The 12,530-nt window shown below is 64.9% G+C and carries 12 protein-coding genes; 6 read left to right on the top strand and 6 right to left on the bottom strand.

Features of this window, described 5'->3' with window-relative positions; translation table 11 throughout:
- Positions 1-266: 266 nt before the first annotated feature.
- A complete protein-coding gene (locus EJ067_RS01620) occupies positions 267-812 on the top strand; it encodes a DUF4019 domain-containing protein (protein WP_126084368.1) in 546 nt (181 codons plus the stop codon).
- Between the two features lie 50 nt (positions 813-862).
- On the opposite strand, the gene EJ067_RS01625 is transcribed toward EJ067_RS01620, so the two are convergent.
- Genes EJ067_RS01625 through hutI form a run of 5 tightly spaced genes read right to left on the bottom strand, consistent with a single transcriptional unit; the run spans position 863 to position 6,791 of the window.
- Positions 863-1,450 carry a HutD family protein gene (locus tag EJ067_RS01625; protein ID WP_126084369.1) on the bottom strand — a complete coding sequence of 196 codons (588 nt, stop codon included), beginning with the start codon at positions 1,448-1,450 and terminating at the stop codon, positions 863-865.
- A gap of 4 nt (positions 1,451-1,454) precedes the next feature.
- Positions 1,455-3,125: a urocanate hydratase gene (gene hutU / locus EJ067_RS01630; protein WP_126084370.1), complete on the bottom strand. Its 1,671-nt coding sequence runs from the start codon at positions 3,123-3,125 to the stop codon at positions 1,455-1,457.
- Positions 3,126-3,161: 36 nt separating this feature from the next.
- Positions 3,162-3,977 (bottom strand): N-formylglutamate deformylase, encoded by an 816-nt coding sequence (gene hutG / locus EJ067_RS01635; RefSeq protein ID WP_126084371.1) that lies wholly within the window; start codon positions 3,975-3,977, stop codon positions 3,162-3,164.
- A 52-nt stretch (positions 3,978-4,029) separates the two neighbouring features.
- Positions 4,030-5,565: a histidine ammonia-lyase gene (gene hutH / locus EJ067_RS01640; RefSeq protein WP_126084372.1), complete on the bottom strand. Its 1,536-nt coding sequence runs from the start codon at positions 5,563-5,565 to the stop codon at positions 4,030-4,032.
- Positions 5,562-6,791, bottom strand: a complete 1,230-nt coding sequence (gene hutI, locus EJ067_RS01645) for an imidazolonepropionase (protein ID WP_189510683.1) — start codon at positions 6,789-6,791, stop codon at positions 5,562-5,564. The genes hutH and hutI overlap by 4 nt, the downstream gene beginning before the upstream one ends.
- 99 nt (positions 6,792-6,890) lie before the next feature.
- On the opposite strand from hutI, the gene EJ067_RS01650 reads away from it, so the two are divergent.
- Complete coding sequence (locus EJ067_RS01650; RefSeq protein WP_126084374.1) at positions 6,891-8,246, top strand: formimidoylglutamate deiminase; 1,356 nt, start codon at positions 6,891-6,893, stop codon at positions 8,244-8,246.
- Positions 8,247-8,260: 14 nt separating this feature from the next.
- Complete coding sequence (gene hutC / locus EJ067_RS01655) at positions 8,261-9,007, top strand: histidine utilization repressor (RefSeq protein WP_189510304.1); 747 nt, start codon at positions 8,261-8,263, stop codon at positions 9,005-9,007.
- 204 nt (positions 9,008-9,211) lie between these two features.
- On the opposite strand, the gene EJ067_RS01660 is transcribed toward hutC, so the two are convergent.
- A complete protein-coding gene (locus EJ067_RS01660; RefSeq protein ID WP_041000950.1) occupies positions 9,212-9,556 on the bottom strand; it encodes a RidA family protein in 345 nt (114 codons plus the stop codon).
- A 226-nt stretch (positions 9,557-9,782) separates the two neighbouring features.
- Here EJ067_RS01660 and aztA point away from each other — a divergent pair, with 226 nt between their 5' ends.
- The 3 genes from aztA to aztC are packed head-to-tail and all read left to right on the top strand — an operon-like array spanning position 9,783 to position 12,464.
- On the top strand, positions 9,783-10,613 hold the full coding sequence (aztA, locus tag EJ067_RS01665; RefSeq protein WP_126084375.1) for a zinc ABC transporter ATP-binding protein AztA: 831 nt from the start codon (positions 9,783-9,785) through the stop codon (positions 10,611-10,613).
- Entirely contained in the window at positions 10,613-11,488 is an 876-nt protein-coding gene (aztB, locus tag EJ067_RS01670) for a zinc ABC transporter permease AztB (protein WP_126089454.1), read from the top strand. Before aztA ends, aztB begins: the two co-directional genes overlap by 1 nt.
- A 34-nt stretch (positions 11,489-11,522) precedes the next feature.
- Positions 11,523-12,464 (top strand): zinc ABC transporter substrate-binding protein AztC, encoded by a 942-nt coding sequence (aztC, locus tag EJ067_RS01675; protein ID WP_126084376.1) that lies wholly within the window; start codon positions 11,523-11,525, stop codon positions 12,462-12,464.
- Positions 12,465-12,530: the final 66 nt, after the last annotated feature.

The following is a 12,530-nucleotide window of genomic DNA, read 5'->3' on the forward strand; positions in this document are numbered from 1 at the left end:
GTCCGGTCGAAAGTTTTCTTGCGCTCCATGACAGGGGCGTCCCCTTCGACAACTCAAGGGCGAACGCCCCTCACTTCCCTGCCCCGGTTCCGATCAGGGAAAGGATTCAGGCTTTTTCGTGATGCATGCAAGTGGCCGGGCGATATTTCGCCCGCGCCGCGATCATGTTTGGCAACAGCCGTTAACCATTGGTAGTTTGTCAGATTGAAATATGGCCATAGGCCTGGAATGCCTGTGACGTTTAGACGGAGTGACAAGGTAAGCGGATGCGCGCAGCCGTACCTTTCATTGCATTGGTGGCTCTGACATTGATCGACGGCCAGCCTGCGTGTTCGCAAGAGTGGACGCCGTCTCAGGATTCGGTTCGGGACGCAACACAGACAGTCACCAATTATTTCTCCATGCTCGATAGCGGCAACCCCGAACGAGCATATCAAATGATGGATGATGCCGCCAAATCATCCATTCCGCCGACTATGTTCGCAGAGCAATCCGAGAAGTTCCGCTCACAGGCCGGTCCACTGCTGGAACGGAAATTACTCAAATTCACGTGGCTTAAAGACCCGGTGGATGCTCCCTTTCCGGGCATCTATGCGGCGGTCGATATCGCCACGAGGTTTGAGAAGATCGACCGGCACTGTGGATATATCGTGCTCTATCAGCAGCCTTCAGGGGGAGCTTTCCACGTCATGCGCGCCGAAAGCAACTTCATCGACAACGCGACAGCGAAGAAAATCGAGACCACCAACTCGAAACTTGAATTGGACAAAGCATGGGCCGAGTTGTCGCGGAACTGTCCAAACTTCCGTTGAAAGCCAATCGTTGAACGTTCAGACGGGCTGCCTTCTCCACGGCAAGCGGCCTAGTCGTTGGCGGTGGTCCGATCGATGCGGATCACAAACAGCAACGCTTCTTCGGCCGGTTCGAGGCGAAGACATGGGGCGCCCTGATCGAGCACCATTACGTCCAGCGGGCCGACGCGGACCGGCTTGTCGCCAGGCACGATGAATTCTCCGCCGAGAGGCAGGACGAGGGTCGTGCCCGCACTCGCCTCCACATCCAGCGGCGCCGAGCGCGCCAGGCGTTCAACCTGGTGTGTCATCCGCCCACGACGCGTCATGACGTTGAGATCGGTGATAGGGCCGCCTATCAGCGCAGCGCTGGTGGGCGCGTCGCCCGGAAAGGCAAGCGGCGCTGAGGCCGTGGTCAGGCGCGCCGAGGGCCTGCCGGCGATATCGAGCACGATGCCTTCGCCTTCGAGCACTGACAGCGTGCGGTCGATGCCGGCAAAGCTGGAGAACGGCCCGCTTGTCTCGACGCGGGCCATCGAGATGCGCCAGTCGAAATCGTCGAGACCGGCGCCGTCAGGCGAGACGGCGATCTCGGTGGTCGTGCCGCCACCATTCTTCCACGGCATGACGCGGTAGCCGGCGGCACGAAGGATGCGCATCGCGTCAGCCCAGGATGCCCGGCAGGTTGAGCTGGTGCTCTTTTGCGCACTGGATGGCGATGTCGTAGCCGGCATCGGCATGGCGCATGACGCCCGTCGCCGGATCGTTCCACAACACGCGTTCTAGCCGCTTGGCGGCTTCCGGCGTGCCGTCGGCGACGATCACCATGCCGGCATGCTGCGAAAAACCCATGCCGACGCCGCCGCCATGGTGCAGCGACACCCAGGTGGCGCCGGACGCGGTGTTGAGCAGGGCGTTGAGCAGCGGCCAGTCGGAAACCGCGTCGGAGCCGTCCTGCATCGCTTCCGTCTCGCGGTTCGGCGAAGCGACCGAGCCGGAATCGAGATGGTCGCGGCCGATGACGACCGGCGCCTTCAGCTCGCCCTGGGCCACCATCTCGTTGAAAGCGAGGCCGAGACGGTGACGATCGCCGAGGCCGACCCAGCAGATGCGCGCCGGCAGGCCCTGGAAGGAGATGCGCTCGCGCGCCATGTCGAGCCAATTGTGGAGATGGGTGTTGCCGGGGGTGAGCTCGCGCACCTTGGCGTCGGTCTTGTAGATGTCCTCGGGATCGCCGGAGAGCGCGGCCCAACGGAACGGGCCGATGCCGCGGCAGAACAGCGGCCGGATATAGGCCGGCACGAAGCCCGGGAAGGCGAAGGCATTCTCGAAACCCTCGTCCTTGGCGACCTGGCGGATGTTGTTGCCGTAGTCGAGCGTCGGCACGCCGGCATTCCAGAACGCCACCATCGCCTCGACGTGCTCGCGCATCGACGCGCGTGCGGCTTTCTCGACGGCCTTGGGATCGCTGACGCGCTTCTCGCGCCATTCGGCCATGGTCCAGCCCTTCGGCAGATAGCCGTTGATGGGGTCGTGCGCCGAGGTCTGGTCGGTGAGGATATCGGGGCGGATGCCGCGCCTGAACATTTCCGGCACGATCTCGGCCGCATTGCCAAGCAGGCCGACCGACTTCGCCTCGCCGGCTTTGGTCCAGCGCTCGATCATTTCCATGGCCTCGTCCAGCGTCTCGGCCTTCTCGTCGACATAGCGGGTGCGCAGGCGGAAATCGATCGAGTCCGGATTGCATTCGATGGCGAGGCAAGAGGCACCGGCCATGACGGCGGCCAGCGGCTGGGCGCCGCCCATGCCGCCGAGGCCGCCGGTCAGGAGCCATTTGCCCTTGAGGTTGCCGCCATAATGCTGGCGGCCCGCTTCCACAAAGGTCTCATAAGTGCCCTGGACGATGCCCTGCGTGCCGATATAGATCCAGGAGCCGGCCGTCATCTGGCCGTACATCATCAGGCCCTTCTTATCGAGCTCGTTGAATTTTTCCCAATTCGCCCAATGCGGCACGATGTTGGAGTTGGCGATCAAAACACGCGGTGCGTTGGAGTGGGTCTTGAAGACACCGACCGGCTTGCCCGACTGCACCAGCAGCGTCTCGTCCTCGCCGAGCGTCTTCAGCGAGGCGACGATGCGGTCGAAGTCGTTCCAGGTGCGCGCTGCACGGCCGATGCCGCCATAGACGACGAGCTCGTTCGGGTTCTCGGCAACCTCGGCATCGAGGTTGTTCATCAGCATGCGCAGCGGCGCCTCGGTCGTCCAATAGCGGGCGTTGAGCTTGTCGCCGCGGGGTGCACGCACTTCGCGGATGTTGTGGCGGGGATCGGTCATATGGTCAGTCCCTTTCGATAAGGTGCGGCGGGCGCGTCAGCGCGCGGCCCAGGCAATCGCGGTTTCGAGGATTTTCTTCAGCGTGGCGCGGATCGGCGCGGCGTAGGCGGCGTCATAGGGCACCGGCCAGTTTTCCGGCGCGCCCTTCTCGGCGGGCTCGCGCATATAGCCGCGGTTGGAGAGCTCCATCTGCAGCGCGTGGACGCCGTTTTGCGGCTGGCCGAAGCTGCGCGTGATCCAGCCGCCCTTGAAGCGGCCGTTGACCACCCAGCTCTCGCCGGTCGCGGCGAGGATCGCGGCCACCTTTTCCTGCAGCGACGGATCGGTGCTCTTGCCGTCATTGGTGCCGAGATTGAACACCGGCAGCGTGCCTTCGAAGAGACGCGGCAGCACCGAGCGGATCGAGTGGCAATCATAGAGCACTATGTTCTCGTGCATACCGCGCAGCCGCTCGATCTCGGCCTGCAACGCGGCATGGTAGGGCGCGAAGTATTTCTCTCGGCGCTGATCGATCTCGGATGGCGTCGGCTCCTCGCCCATGCGGTAAAGCGGATCGCCGTCGAACGTGTCCGTCGGGCACAGGCTGGTCGTCGCCTGTCCAGGATAGAGCGAGACGCCGGACGGATCGCGGTTGACGTCGATGACGGTGCGCGAGATGGCGGTGTGGACGACCGTCGCGCCAAGGTCGGCGGAGAACTCGTAGAGCTTGTCGATCCACCAGTCGCAGTCGCGGCGGCCGAGCCAGGTCGAGACCAGCCGGCCGTCGAGCCCGGCAAGATCGATGCCCGTGTGCGGGATGGAGACCAGCAGGGGTGCGGTGCCGCGGGTGACGGTGAGCCAGGAAGACGTCATGACAGATCTCCCAGCGCTGGAGTTCCACGGCGGCCTATCAATAAATACCCCCTCACGACGTGATCCCCGGCAGCACGATCGCATTGGCTGCAGCCACCGCGGCTCCGCTGCGCACCATCGCGATCGCCTTTTCCATGTCGGGATGGAAATGCCGGTCGTTATCGAGATGCGGTACCTCCGAACGGACCAGCTTGCGCACCGCTTCCAACGCTTCGCTCGAAGCCAGCGGCGCGTGGAAATCGCAACCTTGCGCCGCAGCCAGCAATTCGACGCCGATGACGGCGGTCGCGTTCTCGATCATGCCGAGCAGCCGGCGCGCGCCGTGGGCGGCCATCGAGACATGGTCTTCCTGGTTGGCCGAGGTCGGGATGGAATCAACGCTTGCCGGATAGGCCTTCTGCTTGTTTTCGGAGACAAGCGCCGCGGCCGTCACCTGCGGGATCATGAAGCCGGAATTCAGGCCAGGCTTCGGCGTCAGGAATGCCGGCATGCCGGAGAGCGCCGGATCGACCAGCATGGCGATGCGCCGCTCCGACAGCGAACCGATCTCGCAGACGGCGAGCGCGATCATGTCGGCGGCGAAGGCCACCGGCTCGGCATGGAAATTGCCGCCCGAGAGCGCGGTGTCGTCCTCGGCGAAGATCAGCGGATTGTCGGTCACGCCGTTGGCCTCAGTCTCGAGTGTGTCGGCGGCCTTGCGCAGCACGTCGAGCGCCGCACCCATCACCTGCGGCTGGCAGCGCAGGCAATACGGGTCCTGCACGCGCTCGTCGCCGACGCGGTGGGACTCGCGAATGGCGCTGCCGGCCATCAGATTGCGCAGCGCATCCGCCGTTTCGATCTGGCCGCGATGTTTCCGCAAGAGGTGGATGCGCGGATCGAAGGGCGCGTCCGAGCCCTTGGCGGCGTCGGTCGACAGTGCGCCCGCGACCAGCGCCGACTGGTAGAGCGTCTCGGCCTCGAACAGGCCGGCCAGCGCGAAAGCGGTCGAGAACTGCGTGCCGTTGAGCAGCGCCAGGCCCTCCTTGGCGCCGAGCGTGACCGGCTCCAGCCCATGCGAGACGAAGGCGACCTTGGCCGGGAAGCGGCCATGCGGCGTGAAGCATTCGCCGACGCCGATCATGACCGCGGTCATATGCGAGAGCGGCGCCAGATCGCCCGAGGCGCCGACCGAGCCTTGCGCCGGCACCACCGGAATGACGTCGTTGGCGAGCATCCCCTGAAGCAGATCGACGGTCTCGGCGCGCACGCCGGAAGCACCCTGGGCGAGGCTGGCGAGCTTCAGCGCCATCATCAGCCGTACCACCGCGACCGGCATCGGCTCGCCGACGCCGGCGGCATGCGAGAGCACGATGTTGCGCTGGAGCGTTTCGAGATCGTTCGCCGGGATACGGACGCTGGCGAGCTTACCGAAGCCGGTGTTGATGCCATAGACCGGCTCGCCCTTGGCGACGATGCGCGCGACCGCTTCGGCGCTGGCCTTGATCTTCGGCCGGCAGGCGTCGTCGAGCTTCGGCACAGCGCCGCGGTAGATGGCGCGCCAGTCGGCAAGCGTCGCGCTGCCGGGCTTCAGGATCAGTTCGGTCATTGTCCTCTCCAGATGCGGGCATGGAGCGGGTTGAAGCCCATGCGGTAGACGAGTTCGGCCGGGCGCTCGATGTTCCAGATGGCAAGGTCGGCCGATTTGCCGGCCTCCAGCGTGCCGGTCTTGTCGAGCAGGCCCAGCGCCCGCGCAGCCTCGCGGGTGACGCCGGCCAGGCATTCGTCGACGGTCAGACCGAAGAGCGTCGCGGCCATGTTCATGGTGAGCAGCAGCGAGGTCAGCGGCGAGGTGCCGGGGTTGCTGTCGGTGGCGACCGCCATCTTCACGCCGTGGCGGCGGAACAGGTCGACCGGCGGTTTCTTGGTCTCGCGGATGAAGTAATAGGCGCCCGGCAGGATCGTCGCGACCGTGCCGGCCCTGGCCATCGCCGTGGCGCCCTCCTCATCCGTGTATTCGAGATGGTCGGCGGACAGCGCGCCGTAGCGCGCGGCAAGCTCGGCGCCGTGCAGGTTGGACAGCTGGTCGGCGTGGAGTTTTACGGGCAGGCCCAGCACCCTTGCCTTGTCGAAAACGCGGGAAATCTGCTCCGGCGAGAAGGCGATGCCCTCGCAGAAACCGTCGACGGCGTCGGCGAGCTCTTCAGCGGCGACCGCCGGCAGGATCGTGCCGGCGACGAGATCGATGAAGGCATCCTTGTCGCCCTTGGCTTCGGGCGGCAGCGCATGCGCGGCAAGACAGGTCGTGCGGATCGTCACTTGCCGTTCGCCGTCAAGCCGACGGGCGGCGCGCAGCGACTTCTTCTCGTTGTCGAGATCGAGGCCGTAGCCGGACTTCACCTCGACGGTGGTGACGCCCTCGGCCATCAGCGCATCGAGGCGCGGCAGCGTCTGGGCGACGAGCTCGTCCGCGCTGGCGGCGCGCAGCGATTTGACCGAAGAGACGATGCCGCCCCCTGCTCGCGCTACTTCTTCGTAGGTGGCGCCGGCCAGCCGCATCTCGAATTCGTTGGCGCGGTTGCCGGCATAGACAAGATGCGTATGGCAGTCGATCAAACCCGGCGTGATCCAGCGGCCTTCGCAATCGACGGTCTCGGCGCCTTGCCCTAGCGCCGCCGGCATTTCGGCTTCTACGCCGGCAAAGACGATACGCCCGTCGCGCGCGGCAACCGCGCCCTTTTCGACGATACCCAACCCGGCCGCGCCATCGGCCATGGTCGCCAGCCGCGCATTGCGCCAGAGACGAAGTCCGCTCTTTCCGTTCTCTCCACCCATCATCTTTTCCATTTGAAAGGATGGCGATTATGTATATACATATTGGGGCGCGACGCAAGTGATAATGTCGCTCGGGCATTCGTATTTGGGAGTTTGGACGTGACGGCGATCTTTGCGGAACAGGCGCTGCTGCCCGATGGCTGGCAAGGCAATGTGAGGGTCGCTTTTGATGGCGGCCGCATCGCAACAGTCGAAGCGGGCGCCTTGCCGCAGGCGGGTGACGAGCGCCATGCGATCCTCCTGTCCGGCATGCCCAATCTGCACAGCCACGCCTTCCAGCGCGGCATGGCGGGGCTGGCCGAATTGCGCGGACCTTCGGCCGATAGTTTCTGGAGCTGGCGCGAGGTGATGTACCGCTTCGCGCTGTCGATGACGCCAGACCAGGTCGAGGCGGTGGCGGCGCAGCTTTATATCGAGATGCTGGAGGCCGGCTTCACGCGCGTCGGCGAATTCCACTATCTCCATCACGACCGCGACGGCAGGCCTTACGCCAACATCGCCGAGATGGCGGAGCGCATCGGGGCGGCGGCCTCAGAGACAGGTATCGGGTTGACGCTTCTGCCGGTCTTTTACGCCCATTCCGCCTTTGGCGGCGCGGCGCCGAACGAAGGCCAGCGGCGATTCATCAACGATGTCGAGCGGTTCGGACAGTTGCTTGAGAAAAGTCGCGAAAGCGTTAGCCGTTTGAATCAGGCGGTCGTCGGCGTCGCGCCGCACAGCCTGCGCGCGGCGACGCCGGACGAGGTCAACGCGGTCGCGGCGATGGCGCCGGACGGTCCAATCCACATCCATGTCGCCGAGCAGGTGAAGGAAGTGGAAGATTGCGTTGCCTGGTCCAGTGCTCGTCCTGTCGAGTTCCTGCTCGACCGGGCATCAGTGGACAAGCGCTGGTGTCTGATCCACGCCACGCATATGACCGAGGCCGAGACGGTCGCCATGGCAAAGAGCGGCGCGATCGCCGGGCTTTGTCCGATCACCGAGGCCAATCTCGGCGACGGTACTTTTGCCGCGCCCCTGTTCATCGAGCATGGCGGCCGCTTCGGCGTCGGCTCCGATTCCAATGTGCTGATCGGCCTGACGGACGAACTCAGGCAGCTCGAATATTCGCAGCGCCTCGCCCACCGCGCCCGCAACGTTTTGGCGCGCGCCGGCGGCTCCACCGGGCGCGCGCTGTTCGACGCCGCGCTCGACGGCGGCAGCCAGGCGCTCGGCGCCGGTCCATCGCGGATTGCTGCCGGCGGTCCTGCCGATTTCGTCTCGCTCGACGCCAGCCATCCCTCGCTTGCCGGCAAGGCGGGCGATGCGATCCTCGACTCCTGGATCTTCGCCAACGGCAGCAAGGTCGACTGCGTCTGGGCGCATGGCAAAAAGCAGGTCAGCGGCGGCAGGCATGCGCAGCGCGAGACCATTGCCAAGCGGTTCCGCACAGTGATGACCGCACTCTCGCAAGGCTGAGCAGGAAAAGCGCAATGAGCCTGGTTGAAATAGAGGACATGGAAGGCGGCGAGAGCATCTCGCTGCATCAGCGCATCCTGTCGGACATCCGCGAGAAAATCCTGTCCGGCGCCTGGGCACCCGGCCATCGCATCCCGTTCGAGCACGAGCTGACGGCGGAATACAAATGCTCGCGCATGACAGTGAACAAGGCGCTGTCGCAGCTCGCCAAGGCCGGACTGATTGAGCGCCGCCGCCGCTCGGGCAGTTTCGTGCGCCAGCCGCAATCGCAGGCGGCGGTGCTGGAACTGCACGACATCAGGATCGAGGTCGAGGCGCTTGGCCTGCCCTATCGCTACGAACGGCTGGAGCGCCTGAAACGGCGCAGCAGCGTTGAGGACCGGTCGCTGCTCGGACTTGCCTCCGCCGGTCCGGTGCTTTGGCTTGAGAGCCTGCATTTTGCCGGCGAACGGCCGTTCGCGCTCGAACGGCGCCTGATCAATCTTTCAGCTGTGGCCGGGGCGGCCGAGGAAGAATTTCTCGACATCGCCCCCGGCCCCTGGCTGATCGGCCGCGTGCCGTGGAGCGAGGCCGAGCACCGCATCCGCGCCATGGCGGCCGACGAGGCTATCGCCGACGCGCTCGACATCGACCCCGGCGCGCCCTGCCTGGTGGTCGAGCGCCGCACCTGGAGCGCCGAGCACCCGGTCACTCATGTGCGCTTTATCTATCCGGCGGAAAGCCACACGCTGGTGGCGAGGTTTACTCCGTCGCAGGGGTAGCGCCACATCCCCTTCTCCCCTTGTGGGAGAAGGTGGATCGGCGCGCAGCGCCGAGACGGATGAGGGGTGCTGGAAGAAATGAGGCGTGAAAAGATTGAAGGATTATAGGCGTTTAGCTCGCCTAAACCCGCGATCCTTCCAACACCCCTCATCCGGCCGCTTCGCGGCCACCTTCTCCCACAAGGGGAGAAGGAAAGGCCGGCGCTACAGTGCCGCCGTAACGATAATCTCGACCAGATATTCCGGGCCGGCGAGCTTGGCTTCGCCGGTGGCGCGGGCCGGCGTGTGGCCTTGCGGCACCCACTTGTCCCACTCCGAATTCATCTCGGCGAAGGTGCCCATGTCGGCCAGCCAGATGATCGCCTGCACGATCTTGGTCTTGTCGGTACCGGCCTTGGCCAGCAATTCGTCGATGGTCTTCAGGATGTCGCGGGTCTGCGAGGCGACATTGCCGCCGGGCTCGCCAACCTGGCCGGCCAGATAGACGGTATTGCCATGGATGACGATCTGGCTCATGCGTGGGCCGACATCGATGCGACGAATGCTCATTGCAAGGTTCCTTCGTTTTTGGTGTCGCTGCTCTTTAGAGTCCGGGCAGGTTCCGGGCAAGGCCGCCGGAGGCGAAACCAATTGTGCCAATAGCTTGGCCTCGCCCGTTGCGCACACGCCGAGTTGACCGGCCGGGACACAATTCCGCCGATCTGCCGTGTTGACTAATGTAATAACATCACATATCGACGATGCACTCGCTCTAGCGGACCGCCCGGAACGTCTGATGACCAATGCCTGCCTGACCTTCCGCGACCTGACGCTCGGCTACAACAGCCATCCCGCCATCCATCACCTCAACGGCATCGTCGGCAAAGGTTCGCTGACCGCGGTTGTCGGCGCCAACGGCTCGGGCAAGTCGACGCTGATGAAGGGCATTGTCGGCGTGCTGAAGCCGATGGAGGGCACGGTCGTCCGTGCGCCCGGTGTGCGCACCGCCTATCTGCCGCAGCAGTCGGAGCTCGACCGCAGTTTTCCGGCGCGCGTCGTCGACCTGGTCTCGCTGGGTCTCTGGCCGAAGCGCGGCATGCTTGGCCGCTACACCAGGGAGGATCGCGAGTCGGTGAGCAAGGCGCTGATGGCCGTCGGCCTCGGCGGTTTCGAGAAGCGGCCGATCGACACGCTCTCCGGCGGCCAGCTGCAGCGCACGCTGTTTGCCCGCGTGCTGCTGCAGGACGCCGACCTCATCCTGCTCGATGAGCCGTTCAATGCCGTCGATGCCAAGACGGTCGGGGACCTCATCGAGCTCATCAAACGCTGGCATGGCGAGCAGCGCACGATCATGGTCGTCGTGCACGATCTGGACCTCGTGCGGCAGAATTTTCCCGAGACGCTGCTGCTTGCCCGCCAGCCCGTTGCGTGGGGCGAGACGCGCGAGACGCTGCGGCCTGAAAACCTGCTCAAGGCGCGGCGCTTCCATGAGGCCTGGGAAGAGAACGCGCCGTGGTGCGAGCCCGAGCATGACCATCCCGGGCACGATCATGACCATGAGCACGATCACCATGATCATGCCCAGACGCATGATCACCACCACGGCTCCGGTCCCAGGGCGGCATGATGGATTTCCTCTACGGCCTGTTCATCGCACCCTTCGCCGATTTTGCCTTCATGCAGCGGGCGCTGTTCGGCTCGCTGATGCTGTCGCTCGGCGCCTGCCCGGTCGGCGTCTTCCTAATGCTGCGGCGCATGAGCCTTTCGGGCGATGCGATGGCGCACGCGATCCTGCCGGGTGCGGCCGCCGGCTTCCTGCTCTATGGCCTTGAAATCCTGCCGATGACGGTCGGCGGGCTGATCGCCGGCATCATCGTGGCGCTCGGCGCCGGCGCCGTATCGCGCTTCACCATCCAGCGCGAGGACGCCTCGATGGCGGCCTTCTATCTGATCTCGCTTGCTGTCGGCGTGCTGATGGTGTCGATCCGCGGCTCGAGCGTCGACCTGATGCATGTGCTGTTCGGCACGGTGCTGGCGCTCAACAACGAGGCGCTGACGCTGATCGGCGGCATCGTGGTGGTGACGCTCGCCAGCCTTGCCGTCTTCTGGCGCGCGCTCGTTGCCGAATGCCTTGATCCGCTGTTCCTGCGCTCGGTGAGCCGCATGGGCAGCCCCGTCCATTTCATTTTCTTGGGCCTCGTTGTGCTCAACCTGGTCGGCGGCTTCCAGGCGCTCGGCACGCTTTTATCGGTTGGGCTGATGATGCTGCCGGCCGCGGCCGCCCGCTTCTGGACGGTGCGCGTGGAGCCCATGTGCGTGCTGGCGGTGCTGATCGGCTTTGCCTCCTGCATCGCCGGGCTGCTTTTGTCCTATCACGCCTCGCTGCCATCCGGCCCGGCGATCATCCTTTCGGCCGGCGTGGTCTATTTCGTCTCGATCGTGTTCGGCTCGCGCGGCGCGCTGCGCGCCCGCATCGTGCATCACCGTCACCGGACTGCCTGACCTCAATCCCCCGCCCTCTAAGGAGACCTCCCCGATGCTGAAATCCTTCCGCGCCGCCGTGGCGATGAGCGTTATAACATTAAGCGCAGTCGCGACATCGTCGGCCTTCGCGGCACCGCTCAAGGTGGTGGCGAGCTTCACGGTGATTGCCGACTTCGCCAAGAACGTCGGCGGGGATCGCGTCAACATCACCACCATCGTCGGCGCGGACGGCGACGCGCATGTCTATGAGCCGAGCCCGGCCGACGCCGTGGCGATGGCGAAGGCCGATGTGGTCCTGGTCAACGGCCTGCATTTCGAAGGCTTCCTGCAGCGCCTGGTCGACGCCAGCGCCACCAAGGCCGCGATCGTGACGCTCACCAAGGGCGTCACGCCGATCGACTTCAAGCCGGAATTCGCCGATGCGGACGCCGCCGAAGGCGCCGGCACCGGCGGCGGCAAGACGGTCACCGACCCGCACGCCTTCCAGTCGATCGCCAACGCCAGGATCTATGTGAAGAACATTGCCGACGCCTTTTGCGCGGCCGACAGCGAGGGCTGCGACAGCTACAAGGCCAACGCCGCCGCCTATACTACCAAGCTGGATGCCATGGAAGGCGAAGTGAAAGCCGCCATCCAGTCGATCCCCGAAGCGAAGCGCGTGGTGATCACCTCGCATGACGCCTTCGGCTATTTCGAGCATGAATACGGGCTGACGTTCCTGGCGCCGCAAGGCATCTCGACCGATTCCGAGCCTTCGGCCGCCGACGTCGCCAGGCTGGTCGAACAGGTGAAGCAGGACAAGGCGGCGGCGATCTTCATCGAGAACATCACCAATTCGCGGCTGATCGAGCAGATCGCCGGCGAAACCGGCATCAAGGTCGGCGGCACGCTCTATTCGGATGCGCTGTCGGGCTCGGACGGTCCGGCCTCGACCTATATCGACATGATGCACAACAACATCACCCAGATCAAAGGCGCCATCCTCGGCAGCTGAGCCGGGCTTGTCGGCGAAACGGCCAACGCCGCCTTTCCAGCCGGACCATTTCCGGCTGGATTCCCA

Origin of the sequence: Mesorhizobium sp. M1D.F.Ca.ET.043.01.1.1 (assembly GCF_003952385.1) — a bacterium.
Lineage (GTDB): Bacteria > Pseudomonadota > Alphaproteobacteria > Rhizobiales > Rhizobiaceae > Mesorhizobium.